This window comes from Streptosporangium amethystogenes, assembly GCF_000721075.1.
In the GTDB taxonomy this organism is placed as follows: Bacteria; Actinomycetota; Actinomycetes; order Streptosporangiales; family Streptosporangiaceae; genus Streptosporangium; species Streptosporangium amethystogenes.
Map to the genome: position 1 here is coordinate 93,565 of NZ_JOEQ01000023.1, position 16,507 is coordinate 110,071.

A 16,507-nucleotide genomic window follows, 5' to 3' on the forward strand; every position below is an offset into this window, starting at 1 on the left:
TCCTGAGAGTCGTCTCAGGAGCATCTCAGCCTGGATCAGTAAGCTCCCGTGACACCCCTCCCTCTTTCGAAGGGGGGATTCCCACGCTCAAGGAGAACCGGTGAAACGTGCGGCAAGGTGGGTCACCTGGATCGCGGTGGTCACCGTGCTGGCCGTCGGCGTCGTGGCCTGGCTGGTCTGGCCGTCCGCACCGGACGTACGGGCCCAGGAGCAGATGATCACAGTGCTCGACGGGCCGGGCGACGACCAGCGGGTCACGCTGGACGCGAGTTTCTTCCCTCCCGCCGGAGGCGGCAGGGCTCCGGCGGTGCTGCTCGCGCACGGCTTCGGCGGCAGCAAGCAGAGCGTCAGGGACGCCGCGGTGCGGCTGGCCCAGGACGGTTACGCCGTGCTGACCTGGTCGGCGCGGGGCTTCGGCCGCTCCTCGGGGCAGATCGCGCTGAACTCCCCCGACTACGAGGTCAAGGACGTGCGCCAGCTGGTCGACTGGGTCGCGAAGCGGCCCGAGGTCCGGCTCGACGCGGCGGGCGACCCGCGGGTGGGCATCGCGGGCGGCTCGTACGGCGGGGCCATCGCGCTGATGGCCGCCGCCCACGACCCCAGGATCGACGCGATCGTCCCGCAGATCACCTGGTACGACCTGGCCGACGCGCTGTTCCCCGACGCCACCGGGCAGGGGCCCCAGAACGGGGTGTTCAAGCGCATGTGGGCCGGGCTCTTCTTCAGCAGGGGCGGCCCCGCCCCGGCCGCCCTCGGCCCCGGCCAGGGGGACGGTGAGGGTGAGGAGCGGCCGCTCACCGCCGAGGAGGTGCGCTGCGGCCGGTTCCTGCCGGAGATCTGCGACATGTACCAGCAGGTGGCCCAGAGCGGCCGGGCGACGGCGAGCGCGGTGGAGACGCTGCGCAGGTCGAGCCCGATCTCGGTGCCCGGGAAGATCAGGATTCCGACGCTGCTGCTGCAGGGGCAGCGCGACTCGCTGTTCCCGCTGGGCCACGCGGACGCCAACGCCAAGGCCGTCGCCGCCACCGGCGCCCCGGTGCAGGTCGCCTGGTTCGACGGCGGCCACGACGGCGGCAACGGCGAGGTCGACTGGCTGCACGAAAAAACGCTCGGCTGGTTCGACCGCCACCTGAAGGAGATCGGCGACGCGGCCCAGGCCGGCGGCGCCTTCACGGTCACCCGCGACGGCGGCCGCGATCCCGGCACCCGCCGCCCGCTCCAGCTGCACGCCACGGCCGACGGCTACCCCGGGCTGTCGGGCAGCGGCCAGACCTCCGTACCGCTCAGCGGCCCCGACCAGCCGGTGGCCAACCCTCCCGGCGGCTCTCCCTCCTCGATCTCCGCGGTGCCCGGCTTCGGCGGCCTCGCCGGTGGCTCAGGTGTGAACCTGTCCCTCGACATGGCGGGGCAGAGCGCCACCTTCGACTCCTCCCCGCTGACCGCCCCGCTCCAGGTCACCGGCAGCTCGACGGTACGGGTCCGGGTGACCTTGGAACCCGTGCCCGACGCGCGGACCGGGAGCGGCGAGGCGAAGAGCACGGCGGGCGAGGTCACCCTGTTCGCCAAGCTCTACGACGTCGCGGGCGCGACCCAGGCGCCGGTCCTGCCCGAGGGGCTCGTCGCCCCGCTCAGGATCACGACCGGCGCGGACGGCTCGGGCGAGGCCACGGTGACCCTGCCCGCCGTCGACCACAGATTCGACGTCGGACACCGGCTGCGGGTCGCGTTCACCACCACCGACCTGGGCTACAGCACCCCGGCGGCCCCGGCCGTCTACCGGGTCGCCCTGGCCTCGCCGGCCGTGACCGTCCCCACCCACGCAGCTCTGCGCACCCCCTCGACCAACCCCGCCTGGTGGATCTGGGCGCTGCCGCTGGCATCCCTCGTCGTCGCGACCGTCCTGCTGCTCGCCGGGCGCCGCCGCACCACCGACGAGCACGATCCCGAACTGGCCTCCGTACCGCTGCGGATCAGCGGGCTGACCAAGGCGTACCGGAACGGCGAGCGCGCGGTGGACGACCTGTCGTTCACCGTGGAGCACGGCCAGGTGCTCGGCCTGCTCGGCCCCAACGGGGCGGGCAAGACCACCACCCTGCGCATGCTGATGGGCCTGATCCGGCCCGACGGCGGCGAGATCCGGATCTTCGGTCACCGGGTGGTGCCCGGCGCACCGGTGCTGTCCAGGCTCGGCTCGTTCGTCGAGGGCCCGGGTTTCCTGCCGCATCTCAACGGCCGCGAGAACCTGGAGCTGTACTGGAAGGCGACCGGGCGGCCCGCCGAGGACGCCGGATTCGCCGAGGCCCTGGAGATCGCCGGGCTCGGCAAGGCCCTGGACCGCGCCGTCCGCACCTACTCCCAGGGCATGCGCCAGCGCCTGGCCATCGCCCAGGCCATGCTCGGCCTGCCCGATCTGCTGGTACTGGACGAGCCCACCAACGGACTCGACCCGCCCCAGATCCGCGAGATGCGCGAGGTCCTGATCCGCTACGCGGAACAGGGCCGCACCGTCATCGTCTCCAGCCACCTGCTGTCGGAGGTCGAGCAGACCTGCAGCCGCGCGGTGGTCATGCACCGCGGGCGCCTGGTCACGGCCGGGACCGTGAGCGAGCTGCTGGCCAGCCGCACCCCGGTCAACGGCTCGGGCACCCGCCTGGAGGACGTCTTCCTGGACCTGATCGGAAACACGACATGAGCGACTCCAACGCCGCCCTCACCGTCCCGGCCGGCCTCTCGCGGAACGGCTCGGCGCGCGGGTACGCGCCGGGCCGTACGTTGCCGCTCGCCGTGGAGATCGTCCGCCAGTTCAAGCGGCGCCGCACGCTGGTGATGTTCGGCCTGCTGCTCGCGCTGCCATGGATCCTGGTGATCGCCTTCAAGGTCGGCGCCGGGTCGGCGCCGCCCGGCACCTCGCTGCGTATCTCCGACCTGGCCGTCGAGGGCGGCCTGAACTTCGCCGCGTTCGCCCTGTCGGTGTCCGCGAGCTTCCTGCTGGTCATCGCGGTGGCGCTGTTCTGCGGCGACAGCGTGGCCAGCGAGGCCAGCTGGTCGTCGCTGCGCTACCTGCTGGCCTCCCCGATCCCGCGCGACCGGCTGCTGCGGCAGAAGCTGGTCGTCGCGATGGGCTACTCCGCGGCGGCGGTGGTCTGCCTGCCGGTGATGGCGTTGCTGGCCGGCACCCTCGCCTTCGGCTGGAACGACGTCCGGGTGCCGGGGACCGGCGAGACGATCGCCGCGCTGGACGTGCTGCCCCGGTTCGGCGTGGTGATCGGCTACGCCCTGGTCAGCCAGTTCGTGGTCGCGGCCCTGGCCTTCCTGCTCTCCGTCAGCACCGACTCCCCGCTGGGCGCGGTCGGCGGCGCGGTCGGCCTGGTGATCGTCAGCAACATCCTGCAGGCGGTCGAGGCGCTCGGCTCGCTCAGGGAGTTCCTGCCGACCTTCTGGAACAACGCGTGGCTGGACGCCCTGGCACCCCAGCCCTCGTACGAGGGCATGCTCAAGGGGGTGGCCGTCGCGGTCACCTACTCGGCGATCCTGGTCGCGTTCGCCTTCCGCCGCTTCCGGAGCAAGGACGTGGTCTCCTGAGCCCTGTCCCGCGGATCCTGCCGTGGTGAGGATCGGTCAGGTGGGTCTCGCAAGGCGAGGCGCCGCCTGACCGACCGCGGCGGGCAGAGGGTCCAGGGCCTAGCCCCAGTGCGGGGGACGCTCCTCGATCAGGCGGGCGTCGTCGTCGGCCTCGCGCCACTCGCTCCAGCCGACGTCGGTGTCGTCGGCGGTCTGGTCGGGCAGGACCGGCAGGCCGTCGTCGGCGAGGTCGACGGGACGCAGGTCGTCGGGACGCAGGTCATCGGGTTCGAGCACTGTCACATGCCCATGCTAGCCATCCGCCCCGCCCCTCTTCTCTCACCGCGGGGAAGAGGGGCGGGGCTTGTCTCTCCATGGAGAAGAGCGGCGGGGCTTGGCGACGCCTGAGACAGCCGAAAGCCCAGCGGGTACGATGCGAGGGCAGGTTTCCGCGACCCCCGTGAGGCGCCATGACAACGCCAGCAGGATGGCGGCGAGACGGCAATCTCCCCAACGAGCTGACCAGCTTCGTGGGGCGCACCAGGTTGCTCACCACGCTCAGGCAGCGGTTGGGCGAGCACCGCCTGGTCACGGTGACCGGTATCGGAGGGGTCGGCAAGTCACGCACCGCCCTGCGGATCGCGCACCTGATGCGCAGCCAGTTCAAGGACGGCGTCTGGTTCGCCGACCTGGCCCGCCTCCAGGACTCGGGGATGGTGCGCCACACGATCACCTCGGCCCTCGGGATCGCCGACCAGTCCGCCCGCTCGGCGGACGAGACGCTGATCGAGTGGCTGGGCGACCGCGAGATCCTCCTGATCATCGACACCTGCGAGCACCTGGTCGACGCGTGCGCCGCGCTCTTCGAGGACCTGCTCCGCAGCGCCAAGGGCCTGACCATCCTGGCGACCAGCCGCCAGTCGCTGAACGCCAGGGGCGAGTACACGGTCACCATCCCGCCGTTGACCGTCCCCGGCGACTCCCCGGGCGAGGACGTCTTCACCAACGAGGCGGTTCAGCTCTTCGTCGCGCGGGCCAGTGCGGTGGTGCCCAACTTCATGCTGGACGAGGGCAACATCGGCCCGGTGGCCGAACTCTGCCGCCGTCTCGACGGCATCCCGCTCGCCATCGAGCTGGCCGCGGTCCGGATGCGCGCGCTCTCCGTGGAGCAGATCCTCGGCCTGCTGGCCGACCGGTTCAGCCTGCTCGCGGGGGCCAGCCGCACCGCACTGCCCAGGCACCAGACGCTGAGGGCCGCGATCGGCTGGAGCCACGAGCTGTGCGAGCCGGCCGAGCGGCTCCTGTGGGCACGGCTGTCGGTCTTCGCGGGAGACTTCGAGCTCGATGCCGCCCGCTACGTCTGCTCAGGGGACAGTCTCCCCTCAGAGGACATCATGGACCTCATCTCCAGCCTGGTGGAGAAGTCGATCCTGCTGAGCAACGGCACGCCGTCCGGGCACCGCTACCAGCTGATCGACACCCTGCGGCAGTACGGCGAGGAGTGGCTGGACAAGCTCGGCGAGCGCGACCGGATCAGGGAGAAGCACCGCGACTACTACCTGCAGCTGGCCTCAAGGAGCGAGGACGCCTGGTCGGGCGCCCGCCAGGTCTACTGGTACGTCAGAATGCGCCACGAGCACGACAACATCCGCGTCGCGCTCGACTACTGCCTGCGCACCCCCGGCGAGGTGCAGTCCGGGCTGAAGCTGCTGTCCTCCCTGTGGTTCATGTGGGTCGCCTGCGGGCTGGCCCGCGAGGGCAGGCTCTATCTGGAGAAGACCCTGGATCTGGCCCGCCAGCCGAGCACCGAGCGGTGCAAGGCGCTCTGGGTGCTGTCCTACATCAACAGCGCGCAGGGCAACATCAGCGGTGCCATCGAGGCCGCGGAGCAGTGCAGCTCGGACGCCGTCAGGGTCGGCGACTCGGGCGCGGTCATCCTGGCCACCAAGATGCTCGGCACCGCCGCCTTCCTCCAGAACGACCTGCAGAAGGCGAGCGCGCTGCTGGGCGTGGCGATCGAGTTCCACAAGAGCGGGCGGGAGCTCAACCCGGGTCTGCTCCCCTCGATCGTCGAGCTGTCCATGGTGCTGCTCATCCAGAACGAGCCGGCCGAGGCCGAGGTGCTGCTGCGCGACTGCATCGCGGTCTGCACCCAGCGCGGCGAGCTGTGGCTGCGCTCGTACGCCATCTACGCGCTCGCCAGCGTGTGCCAGGCGATGGGCCGCTCGCCCGAGGCCACCTCGAACGCCCGTGAGGCACTCCGCCTCAAACGCTACTTCCACGACGTGCTCGGCATCGGCCTGGCGATCGAGGTGGTCGCCAGGCAGGCGCTGGAGGACGGCCAGCCGGTGCTCGCCTCCCTGCTGATGGGCGGTGGTCAGGCCAACTGGCGGACCTTCGGGATGCCGCAGATGGGCTCCCCGTTCTTCAACTCCGAGCACGACCGCTGCGTCAAGGAGTGCAGGCGCATCCTCGGCGACGAGGCACACGAGGAGGCCTTCTCCCGGGGCAGGAAGCTGAACCTGGAGGAGCTGATCGTCCTCGCGCTCGGAGACCACGAGGACGGTCAGGTCTCCGGGTGAGTCACCCGGCGGGCTGTTCCTCCTGCTGCCAGGCCGTCGTATAGCGGGAACTGGTCAGCGAGTAGTCGACGCTGCCACTGATCCAGAACTCCAGGCCGCGCACGTAGGCGAGCACCGCCTCGGAGCCGAGTCTCTCCAGGGAGGGGCGCAGCGCCACCATGTCGGCGATGGCCCGGTTGCGCATGGCGCCGATCGCCTCCATCGCCTGCTGCCGGGAGTAGCCCCGGTGTCTGGCGAGCACGCTCACCAGGTTGTTTCGGGAGTTGACCCCCTCGCTCTCCTTGGCGTAGGAGATGAGGTCGTTGTCCCAGACCACCACGTCGTTGGCGCTCTCGGTGATCGCCTTGACGTCGGGGTGGCGCCACTCCTCGGGGGTGAGGGCGCGTCCGCTCGCGACGTCGATGAGGGCGAAGACCGTGAGCATGGCACCGGTGCGCCGCCGCATGAAGAGGTAGTCGTCCACCTGCGGGACCACATCGGCCTCGCAGTTGGCGGCCTCCCACACCTGGGCGAAGAGGTAGTCCTTGGTAACGGAGCACCAGCGGTCGAGCTGGTCGTCGTCCCCGTATTTGGCGATCCTGCCCTTGATCTCCAGGAGCGTCCTGGCGAAGACGTCGTCGACCTGCTGCCCGGCCTCCAGGTCGTCGAGGACGGTGAACAGCCGGGGCAGAGCGCGGGTTATCTCACCTGCGCCGCGGCCCGACTCGCAGAAGGCGTCGTCGAAGGCGAACAGCCACACGCACCAGTCGGTCACCAGGCGGAGCATGTGGTGCTCGGCGTAGGGATACGTACGGGCCCCCAGCCAGCCGTACTTCGCCCGCCGATAGCGCTCCACGGTCTCGGCATCCTCCAGGATGCCGGTGCCCACCAGCCAGTCGAGGGTCTCGGCGTTGACCCTTTCGACATGTGGGCTGACCTCGCTGGGAAAGGGACAGGGTAAAGGGGGGACGCGAAGCGGTAGGCCTGACCTACGCGTAGTAGTAGTTCCCACTCCTCAAGGATGGCTGAAGGACGATAGTTTTCCTATACATCGGTAAACACCTGGATATCGCAATTTTCAGGTTAATGACCGAACCATTTCAGATATTCGTCCTGGCCGAATATCCGGGCCGTGTCCGTCGCCGAGGGAGTTCTGGCATCCGGGTCGGCACCGGCCGAAAGGAGCGCCCTGATCACGTCGGGCTCCTTCTTGAAGACCGCACCCGCCAGCGGCGTCTGCCCCCGGTCGTTGGCCCTGCCTGGGTCGGCGCCCAGCGCGGCGAGTGCCCGGACCGTCTCGGCGTGGCCGTGGTAGGCGGCGAGCATCAGCAGTGTGTCGCCCTTGTCGTTGGTGAGGTCGGCGGGAACCCCTGCCTCGACATAGGCGCGGAGCGTCTCCGTCTCACCGGCTCTCGCCAGGTCGAACAGACGGGTTGCGAACCCCTCAAGCTCAGGGTCAGGCTGCATGTGACCCATTGTGCCCCGATAGGGTGCCTGTGATCGCCGAGGGCATCCGGAATTCAGCGGGCCCCCCGTGGGTTGGGCTGAAGAGACGATCGACGAAAGGCTGGAAAACGGTGTTCGACCCGACGGATCTCTACCGGCTCAGTGGAGACGTCCCTGAGCTGACCGATCCGGTGCTGCTCTACCACTTCGACGGGTTCGTGGACGCCGGTGGCGCCGGACGGCTCGCCATCACCCATCTGCTCGACGAGCTGGAGCACCGGGTTGTGGCGACCTTTGACGTGGACCGCCTGCTCGACTACCGCTCCCGGCGGCCCACCATGACCTTCGACAGCGACCACTGGGTGGCCGTGGAGAGCCCCGAGCTCACGCTGCACCTCGTCCATGACAGCATGGACACACCGTTCCTGCTGCTCAGCGGCCCCGAGCCGGACCGCGAGTGGGAGCTGTTCACCTCTGCCGTCGAAATGCTGGCCACCCGGCTGGGTATCGGCAGACTGGTGACCTTCCACGGCATCCCGATGGCCGTCCCGCACACCCGCCCGCTGGGCGTCACCGGACATGCCAGCCGGCCCGAACTCGTCGCCGGTCAGACCAGCGCCTTCGGCAAGGTCCAGGTGCCCGGCAGCGTGACCGCGCTGATCGAGCTCCGGCTCGGCGCCAAGGGGCACGACGCCCTCGGCTACGCCGTGCACGTTCCGCATTACCTGGCGCAGGCCGAATACCCCTCGGCCGCGGTGACCGCGCTGGAGGCGGTCACCAAGAGCACCGGGCTGGTGTTCCCGCTGGAAGGCCTGCGCGAGGCCGCAGGGAAGACCGACGCCGAGATCGCCGAGCAGATCGAGGCCTCCCAGGAGCTGTCCACCGCCATCACCGGCCTGGAACAGCAGTACGACGCGTTCGCCGCGGGCGCCGAGCGCGAGAGCCTGATGGCCGAGTCCGCGGAGATGCCGACCGGCGACGAGCTCGCCGCCCAGTTCGAGGCGTTCCTGGCCGAACGCGACGAACATCGCGGTGACTGAGCTGCGCGTCGGCCTCGTCGGGTACGGCGTGGCGGGGGCGTTCTTCCATGCCCCGCTGATCGCCGCGACCCCCGGTATGCGACTGTCCGCGGTGGTCACCGGTGACCCCGGCCGGGCCGCCGAGGCCTCGGGGAAGTACGGTGCGCGGGTGGTCGGCGACGCCGCCGACCTGTGGAACGGCGCCGACCCGGTCGACCTGGTCGTGATCGCCTCCCCCAACCGCACCCACGTCCCGCTGGCGGAGGTCGCCCTGAGGGCCGGCCTGCCGGTCGTGGTGGACAAGCCGCTGGCCGCGACCGCCGGACAGGCGCGCGGCCTGGTGGAGCTGGCGCGCGCGAGGGGCCTGATGCTGACCGTGTTCCAGAACCGGCGCTGGGACGGCGACTTCCTGACGCTCGGACGGCTGGTCTCGGCGGGCGAGCTCGGCGAGGTCACCCGGCTGGAGTCGCGCTTCGAGCGCTGGCGGCCGGTGCCGAAGGGCGGCTGGCGCGAGACGGGCGGCACCGACGAGGTCGCCGGACTGCTCTACGACCTCGGCAGCCACCTGGTCGACCAGGCTCTGCGCCTGCTCGGCCCGGTCGTCGACGTCTACGCCGAGTCGGACGTGCGGCGCCCGGGGGTGACCGCCGACGACGACACCTTCATCGCCCTGTCCCACTCGGGCGGGGCCCGCTCCCACCTGTGGGCCGGCGCGGTCACCTCCCGGCTGGGCCCCCGATTCCGGGTGCTCGGCTCGCGGGCGGGCTACCTGAAGTACGGGCTGGACGTGCAGGAGGAGCAGCTGCGCGCCGGTCTCACCCCCGCCTCTTTTGGCTTCGGTGTGGAGCCTCCGGAGCGGTGGGGCACCCTCGGCACCGACGACGACAACCGCGCCGTCCCCACCGAACCCGGCGGCTACGCCGGGTTCTACCCGGCCGTGGCCGCCTGTCTGCGCCGGGGCGCTCCGCCGCCGGTCGGCCCCGAGGAGGTCGTCGAGGCTCTCACCGTGCTGGAGGCGGCCCGGCGCTCGGCCGCCGAGCGCCGGGTCGTCACCCTCTGAGGAGACCTGACGACGCACCACCGCTCGACATCCGGAGGCGCGGGCCGGTCGCACGATCTGACAGAGGTCCTCAGTCGCGCAGGCGGGCGCGGAGGAGACCGGAGTCGTTCTCGCTCCAGCCGTGCGAGGCGAGCCATTCGAGCGGGCCGCCGAACCGGTTGTCCAGGACGTGCAGGAACTGCTCGATGTACTCGGGCCTCGGACGGTGGTCGTCGGCCGGGCGGTTGTCGAGGTCGTCACGGTAGGTGGCGCTGGAACGCAGCCGGGCCAGGATGCCCTCCAGGCGGTCACCCGTGGCGATGTAGTCGGCGACGATCGCCTCACGGGTGGCACCGGCGACCTCCAGCGCGAGGGCGCTGACGACACCGGTGCGGTCCTTGCCCGCCGCGCAGTGCACAAGGGCCGCGCCGTCGTCGCGGGCCATGGCGCGCAGGGCCGCCAGGACCGAATCGGGACGGTCGCGGAGGTAGGCGTAGTAGTAGCCGGTCACCCGCAACTCGGCGAGGTCCTCCTCGTCCCGCGCCGTCCAGGGCAGCACCCTGTCACCCTCGATGGTGTCGGCCTCGACATCGGTGTATCTGCCGCCCTCAGCGAACAGGGTGAGGTGGTGGATGTTCACCTCCGGCACCCCGGTGAGCGGCCCCGGCCCCTCCAGGCGCACCTCGGGACCCGAGCGCAGGTCGACGACGTTGCGGAGCTTCAGGTCTGCGACGAGCAGCTGAATGTCCCGCTCGGTCAGATGCTGCAGGTTGTCGGCCCGGTAGATGCGGCCGAAGCGTGTGGTCTCGCCGTCCACCGTGGCGAGCCCGCCGAGGTCGCGTACGTTGACGGCACCTTCAAGATCAATCCAACGCGTGAAGTCGTTCATCGCCGCCAAGTTTATACGCCCCTTTACGTATGGCCAGTTAACACATAGGACCTATTTCCGTAATTGCCGATGTCCATGTACCGCGTCCGTAAATGCACCGCATTTTTCTCGATGAGGAAGAGTGAGGGTGCCCGTCCGTGCCCTGATGCAAGGAGGTCGCGTGGATCCGAGGAGACGCTCCCCGCATCTGCTGATCGATCCGGCTCTGCCCGACTCGATCTCCTCGGTCCTGCGCGCCGGCCCGCAGGCGCTGCGCGCGGCCCGGCTGGGACAGGTCCCCCGGGCCTGGATACCCGATCCCGTCAAGGCCCTCGCGATCGCCGGGCTCATGCTGCTCATGATGTGGCTGAGCAGCACGGGAGGCTTCCTCGCCGCCCTCATCCTGATCTTCATCGCCGCGCTGCGCGGCCTGAGCGACGACCCCCGGAGCCTACGCGAGCGGCGGCGCGTCCGGCTGGCCGTGGAGCACGGCGACCGGTTCATCCTGCCCGAGGATCTCGACGCCGACTGCGGCGACCTGCTCCGCCGCGCGCAGGACGCCACCAAGACGGTGCTCGACTCCTGGATCAACCGGGCGGGACTGCTCGACACGATCGACAACATGGTGACGCTACCCGCCCAGACCTGGCAGATCGCCACGAGACTGGTGCGGTTGTCAAAGCTGAGGGCCGAGCACCACCGGCTCGTACCGGACGCGCCCCCGCCGGAGGTGGCCGAGGCGTTCACCCCCTATGTCGGGGCGATGAAGGCCGCCGAGAGCTCGCTGACCAGGCGGATCCGCGCGCTGGAGGAGTACGCCAGGCAGGTCCACCGGGCCGACGGTCTCTACCTCGCCCACCGGCAGCTTCAGGTGCTCGCCGAACGGACCCCGCAGTACGAGGCGCTGGTCGCCGAGACGGCGGAGGACGCGCCGGCCATCCCCGACCTGGAACGCCTGACCGAGCAGGCCCGGCAGATCGGCGAGTTGTTCCACCGGAGCATCGACGAGGCCCGCGACGCCGCCAGGCACCTGCTGACGGCCACCGACTCCTGAGGCCCCGGACGCGCTCTCGGCCCGATGAACGTACGCCGGGGGACGCTCAGCCCTCCGCCCGGCGCAGGAGTTCCAGGGTGCGGCCCATCCCCGACTGGTTGCCGAGGCTGCGGTAGATGTCCTGGGCCTGGCGCAGGGCGTCCAGCGCGGCCTGCCGCTCACCCGCCTCCAGATACGCCTCCCCCAGGTAACGCAGGCTCCTGGCCATCCACCAGCGGTCACCCAGCTCCTCGAAGTCGCGCACCGCCCGCAGCAGCGACTCCTGTGCCTCCCGCGTACGGCCGAGCCGCCCGTGGGCGCGTCCCGCCGACAGCTCGGCCCTGGCGACGCCCCACGAGTCGCCGAGCGCGGTCAGCATCTCGGTGGCCCGGCGCACGTAGGTGAGCTCGCGGAGCGCGTTGGCCGGGTTGCCGACCTCCCCTGCCGCTCGCAGGCACCTGGCCTCCTCCCACAGCTCGCCGCGGAGCCGGAACATCTCGGCCGCCCGGTCCAGGCTGAAACCGGCCCTGGCGAAGTCCTCCTCGGCGGCGTGGCGATCCCCCTCGGCGAGCAGCCCCCTGGCCGTCACACCGAGCACCTCTCCGTAGGCACGCAGCGTCTGCGCCTCCGAATAGCGGTTGCGGTCGCGCTCGAACACCCCCAGGGCCTCCTCCAGCAGTTCACGTGCCTCCTCGGGCCTGCGCTGGGCGAGCCTGAGTTCCGCGAGGTTGCGCCGGGTCCTGGCCGTCCACCAGCGGTCCTCCTCTCCCTTGAAGGCGGTGACCGCGCCGATCAGGTAGCCCTGCCCCCGGTCCAGGTTGCCGTTGTTGAACAGGGTCATGCCGACCGTGCGCATCGCCCGCGCCGCCCACCAGGACTCGCCGAGGTCGGTGAAGATCTCCAGAGCCCGTTCGGCGTCCGCCGCGGCGCTGTGGTGGCCGCCCTGGCCGCCCGCCACCGCCGCCCGGTCCAGCAACGCGATGCCCAGCGCCCGCCGGTCGTCCATCCGCTCCGCGGCCTCGCACAGGATCTCGGCGACCACCCGCCAGTCGGACCAGTAGGCCCGCAGCGAGTGGCAGAGCGAGCAGAAGGCCCGGCCGAGCCCCCAGGCCAGCTCCCACATCTCCATGCTCCTGGCCTGGCCGATCACGGCGACCAGGGTCAGCCGCTCGGCGTTGAGCCAGTCGGCCGCCGAGACCTGGGCCTGCGTCGTCCCTCCCGGCCCGGCGGCCCTGACCCTGCGTCCCCAGTCCTGTGGCCAGCGGGCCACGGCCGCCGCCTCCGCGCGGCGGCGGTAGCCGGACAGGACCCGTTCGATGGCGGCCCGGCGGTGACTCTCGTCATCGTCGGAGAACGCCAGCTCGCGGGCGAAGATCCTGACCAGGTCGTGCAGCCGGTAGCGCATCACCCCGGAGAGGTCGGTACCCGAGCACTCGGCGAGCTGGGCGTCGATGAGCGCCTCCAGCTGGTCGGCGCCCTCGGGTTCCGAGGTGGCGAGCAGTTCCCCCGCCACCCACCCGGGCACATCGGGGGCGCTCAGCAGGCTGAGCAGGCGCAGCAGGCGGCGCTGCAGGCCGGTGCAGTCGTCGTAGCTCAGCTGGAGGGAGGCCCGCACGCTCTTGTCCAGCCTGCGGGCGAGCTCAAGCTGGTCCAGGCGGCGGCGCTCGTCCCGCAGCCGGTCGGCGAGCCGGCGCAGCGTCCAGTTCTCCCGGGTGGCCAGGCGTCCGCCGCAGATGCTGATGGCCAGTGGCAGGTGGTCGCACATCCGTACGATCTCCTGGGCCGACCCCAGGTCCGCGGCGACCCTGTCGTTTCCGGCCAGCCGGGCCAGCAGCTCGACGCCCTGCGCCTCGCTGAACACCGACAGCCGCTTGTCGTAGGTGTTGAGCAGGAACAGCGGCTGCCTGGAGGTGATCAGGACCGCGCACCCGGGCTCGGCCGGGATCAGGTCCTTGACCTGGTCGCCGTCGTGGGCGTTGTCCAGGCAGATGAGGATGCGCCTGCCCTTGGTCCAGGTCAGCCAGAGCGTGCGGAGCTCGGCGAGACCTCCGGGGTCGGTGGTGAGCCGGACGCCGAGCGCGCGCAGGAAGCCGATCAGCACCTCCTCGGGACCGACCGGAGCCTCCACCTCGCCGCGCAGGTCCGCGTAGAGGCGGCCGTCGGGAAAGCTCCCGGCGATCTCGTGGCCGAACCTGGCGGTGAGCACGGACTTTCCCACCCCGCCCCTGCCGTACACCGAGACGACCAGCGGCGAGGCGTTCTGCGTGTGGTCCCTGGAGCGGCGGCGCGCGGCGAAGACCTCGCGCAGCTCGGCCAGCGACTCGGTACGGCCGGTGAAGTGCGCGGAGACCGGCGGCCACTGGTCCGGCGGCCGCCACGGCGCCGTGGCGGCCGCGCCCTGCTCCTCGGACTGCCTGCCGGTCGTCGCCCAGGTGAGCAGTCCGACCAGGAGGCCGGCGACCGCGGTGACGCCCACCTTGGCCTCGGTGGGCAGCTCCCACACGTCCAGCGAGGTCGCCAGGACGCTGGCCACGGCCGCGGCGATCCCCGCCACCGCGGGCGCCGCCAGCGGGATCCGGCGTCTCGGCGCTCTGGAGCCACGCCGATCAGGCACGTTCGACGGCCCGGCCATTCGCACCCCTCGTAGGAAGACCACGACACGCCCTGCGAACGACCGTCCGGTGGCCGGGCAACCCCCGGCAACCGGACGGTCAGTTCCATTCTCCACGAGGAACGCTTTGTGCGCCCTCGCTCCGGACACCTTCCGCGTCACCCCCACCGGGGGGTGACGCGGTCCGGGCCTCAGCGCCCCAGCACCTGGCAGGTCGCCTTGGCGGTCTTGGCCGGATCACTCTCCGAGGTGGCGGTCAGGGTCACCTTCGCGAGGTGGCTGCCGCCCGCCGCCCGCAGGGCGTTGACGGCGACCAACGTGCTCTTACCCGAGTCCGCGGTCGCGAGCTCGTTGGGCAGCGAGGCGGTCCAGCCTCGGCCTTCGACCTTCGCCGATAGCCGGTAGACGTCACTCTTGAGATAGGCGCTCACGTCCTCGGGGTGCTGCCCGGCGGCCTGGGCGGCCCTGCCGGTGTTGAACAGCGGGAAGCGGCAGGTGGAAGGGCCGTCGCCGGACGGGAGGCCGACGGACGGGAGCACCTTCACCCCGCGCCTGTTCGGGCCGGCGCCGTCCAGCGAGCGGATCGCCACCGTGTAGGAGAGCACGCCCTTGCGGTCGCGCTTGAGATCCAGGACGTAGAAGTGGAGCCGGTTGGCCTCGTCCACGTACTCGAACTCGGAGCCCGAGCCGGTGCCCGCGTGGAACAGGGCGTCCGACAGCTGGCGGTAGTCGCCGACCGTGATGGGTACGGCGGTGCCGTCCGGCAGGACGTAGTCGGTCATGCCGATGTCCTGCGGGTTGGCGTCGATCACCCACTCGAAGGGAGCCCGGTCCTGGTTCTTCGTCTTGGCCAGCAGGACGCCGGAGTCGGGGGTGAAGGAGTCGGCGCCCATCCTGTCGACGACCTCGACGGTGTAGTTGTTGTAGCCGCCGCCGTCGCACAGCGGGTCGGCGTTCACGTCGCAGGCCGGGCTGCGGTCGCCGTCCGCGAAGGCGATGTTCACCCCGGACAGACCGCCCGGTCCCGGCTGGGCGACGCGGGCCGTCACCTTGGCCACGACGAGCCCCGACTCGGCCAGGGCCTCTCTGGACAGGCGGAGCACGTTGGCCTCGTCCACCATCTCCAGCTTGGCCTTGTTGCGGAGCATGTGCTGGGCTCCCATGGAGCCGCCGGAGGTGGGCGGGATCAGCCAGCGGCTGTGCGGGCCGCCGGGGCCGTTGAAGCTACCCCGGCTGAGCATCTCCCAGACGCCGGTGTACGCCCGGCGCGGCGGCACCCCGAACGGGTTGTTGTAGTTGTCGCCGATGCCGAGGATGTGGCTGAGCTCGTGCGCGTAGACGCCCTGTCCCGAGCTCTCCGCCTGGGTGGAGGACCCGCCCCCGGCGTTGGGCCAGATGGAGGAGGCCGAGGCCCAGGACGTCCACTCCACGTAGCGGGTCTTGGCCCAGTTGGGCAGGGCCGGGTCGGGCGGGCCGAAGTCGTCGGTCACCGCCTCCTTGGTGGGGAACTTGATCGGGCCGAACTCCTGCCAGGTGGCCGACTCGTCCTGGCCCGCGCTCAGGTAGAAGACGAAGTCGAAGCCCGCCGGAACCTCCTGGCCGACGTCGCCGACCCACGCCGCCCGCGCGTCGGTCCTGATGTTGCGGTTGCAGGCGTCACCGGCCGGGCAGGCGGTGCCTCCCTGGAACTCCATGGCGTACTCGTGTGACTTGCCCGGCATCTGGTAGGGGCCGAACGCGGTCAGCTCCACGCCGTAGCGCCCCTGCGAGTCCTCCATCCAGTACTCGTGGATGGTGTGGCCCCGGTTGAGGTCGTTGGGGGTGTTGAGGAAATCCCGGTAGAAGCCGGCGACCTGGTCCCGGGGGACGTCGTGGGCCTCGGCGCTGGGGTTTCTGAAGACCGTCGAGCCCTTGGGCTGGGTGACCACGAACGGCTGGTTGGGATAGTCGGCCAGGACGAGCGCGCCGCGGAAGGTGCGCTTGGAACCCTTGACCGCGGGGTCGGCCCAGTTGGTGCCGGGGGGTTTGCGGTAGTCGGCCCACGTCATGTGGTCCGGGTTCTTCCAGTTCTGCGGGTCGATCGGTGCCGGGGTCGCGGGTTCGGCGCGCCGCGCGGCCGAGGCCTCGGGGGCGTCCTGCTGCCAGGGCTGGGTCTGGGGCCAGTGTTCCAGGCGCCAGGGGTGCTCCGGGTCCGGAGCGGGGTCGGCGGAGGCGGGCAGGGAGGCGAGACCGATAGGCATCAGTACAACTGCGGCGATCAGCACTTTAAGCAACTTGGGGGGACGAGTCACGCTAAATGACGTTATAGATCACTTTCGGATAGATCAACGATTCGCCGTCAGGAAAGTTGCCGATCTTCTCCCCACCTG

At 70.8% G+C, this 16,507-nt stretch carries 12 protein-coding genes; 6 read left to right on the forward strand and 6 right to left on the reverse strand.

What is annotated here, in order from left to right; translation table 11 throughout:
- The first annotated feature begins 100 nt into the window (after positions 1 to 100).
- Both IG98_RS0128295 and IG98_RS0128300 read left to right on the forward strand, forming a co-directional pair.
- The gene (locus IG98_RS0128295) at positions 101 to 2,692 is read left to right on the forward strand and encodes a CocE/NonD family hydrolase (RefSeq protein WP_157594566.1); all 2,592 of its coding nucleotides are present in this window, start codon (positions 101 to 103) and stop codon (positions 2,690 to 2,692) included.
- Positions 2,689 to 3,582 (forward strand): ABC transporter permease, encoded by an 894-nt coding sequence (locus tag IG98_RS0128300; RefSeq protein ID WP_030918680.1) that lies wholly within the window; start codon positions 2,689 to 2,691, stop codon positions 3,580 to 3,582. Before IG98_RS0128295 ends, IG98_RS0128300 begins: the two co-directional genes overlap by 4 nt.
- A 99-nt stretch (positions 3,583 to 3,681) precedes the next feature.
- On the opposite strand, the gene IG98_RS0128305 is transcribed toward IG98_RS0128300, so the two are convergent.
- The gene (locus IG98_RS0128305) at positions 3,682 to 3,864 is read right to left on the reverse strand and encodes a hypothetical protein (protein ID WP_030918684.1); all 183 of its coding nucleotides are present in this window, start codon (positions 3,862 to 3,864) and stop codon (positions 3,682 to 3,684) included.
- Positions 3,865 to 4,031: 167 nt separating this feature from the next.
- On the opposite strand from IG98_RS0128305, the gene IG98_RS0128310 reads away from it, so the two are divergent.
- Positions 4,032 to 6,143 carry an ATP-binding protein gene (locus tag IG98_RS0128310; RefSeq protein WP_037971516.1) on the forward strand — a complete coding sequence of 704 codons (2,112 nt, stop codon included), beginning with the start codon at positions 4,032 to 4,034 and terminating at the stop codon, positions 6,141 to 6,143.
- Position 6,144: 1 nt separating this feature from the next.
- Here the strand turns inward: IG98_RS0128310 and IG98_RS0128315 are convergent, their stop codons facing one another.
- Both IG98_RS0128315 and IG98_RS0128320 read right to left on the reverse strand, forming a co-directional pair.
- Complete coding sequence (locus tag IG98_RS0128315; protein WP_342666853.1) at positions 6,145 to 7,134, reverse strand: 4-epi-cubebol synthase; 990 nt, start codon at positions 7,132 to 7,134, stop codon at positions 6,145 to 6,147.
- 71 nt (positions 7,135 to 7,205) lie between these two features.
- Positions 7,206 to 7,598, reverse strand: a complete 393-nt coding sequence (locus IG98_RS0128320; RefSeq protein ID WP_157594567.1) for an ankyrin repeat domain-containing protein — start codon at positions 7,596 to 7,598, stop codon at positions 7,206 to 7,208.
- Between the two features lie 101 nt (positions 7,599 to 7,699).
- Here IG98_RS0128320 and IG98_RS0128325 point away from each other — a divergent pair, with 101 nt between their 5' ends.
- Positions 7,700 to 8,608, forward strand: coding sequence for a proteasome assembly chaperone family protein (locus IG98_RS0128325; RefSeq protein ID WP_030918694.1), 909 nt, complete (start codon positions 7,700 to 7,702; stop codon positions 8,606 to 8,608).
- Positions 8,601 to 9,647, forward strand: coding sequence for a Gfo/Idh/MocA family oxidoreductase (locus IG98_RS0128330; protein ID WP_211264129.1), 1,047 nt, complete (start codon positions 8,601 to 8,603; stop codon positions 9,645 to 9,647). Before IG98_RS0128325 ends, IG98_RS0128330 begins: the two co-directional genes overlap by 8 nt.
- Before the next feature lie 70 nt (positions 9,648 to 9,717).
- Here the strand turns inward: IG98_RS0128330 and IG98_RS0128335 are convergent, their stop codons facing one another.
- Positions 9,718 to 10,515, reverse strand: coding sequence for a tyrosine-protein phosphatase (locus tag IG98_RS0128335; protein WP_030918698.1), 798 nt, complete (start codon positions 10,513 to 10,515; stop codon positions 9,718 to 9,720).
- A gap of 160 nt (positions 10,516 to 10,675) precedes the next feature.
- Here IG98_RS0128335 and IG98_RS0128340 point away from each other — a divergent pair, with 160 nt between their 5' ends.
- A complete protein-coding gene (locus tag IG98_RS0128340; protein WP_051753061.1) occupies positions 10,676 to 11,548 on the forward strand; it encodes a hypothetical protein in 873 nt (290 codons plus the stop codon).
- Positions 11,549 to 11,594: 46 nt separating this feature from the next.
- Here IG98_RS0128340 and IG98_RS0128345 read toward each other — a convergent pair whose 3' ends face one another.
- Together IG98_RS0128345 and IG98_RS0128350 are read right to left on the reverse strand one after the other, a co-directional pair.
- A complete protein-coding gene (locus IG98_RS0128345) occupies positions 11,595 to 14,141 on the reverse strand; it encodes a tetratricopeptide repeat protein (protein ID WP_169750196.1) in 2,547 nt (848 codons plus the stop codon).
- Positions 14,142 to 14,329: 188 nt separating this feature from the next.
- Positions 14,330 to 16,378, reverse strand: coding sequence for a M6 family metalloprotease domain-containing protein (locus IG98_RS0128350; protein ID WP_084195715.1), 2,049 nt, complete (start codon positions 16,376 to 16,378; stop codon positions 14,330 to 14,332).
- Between the last annotated feature and the right edge of the window lie 129 nt (positions 16,379 to 16,507).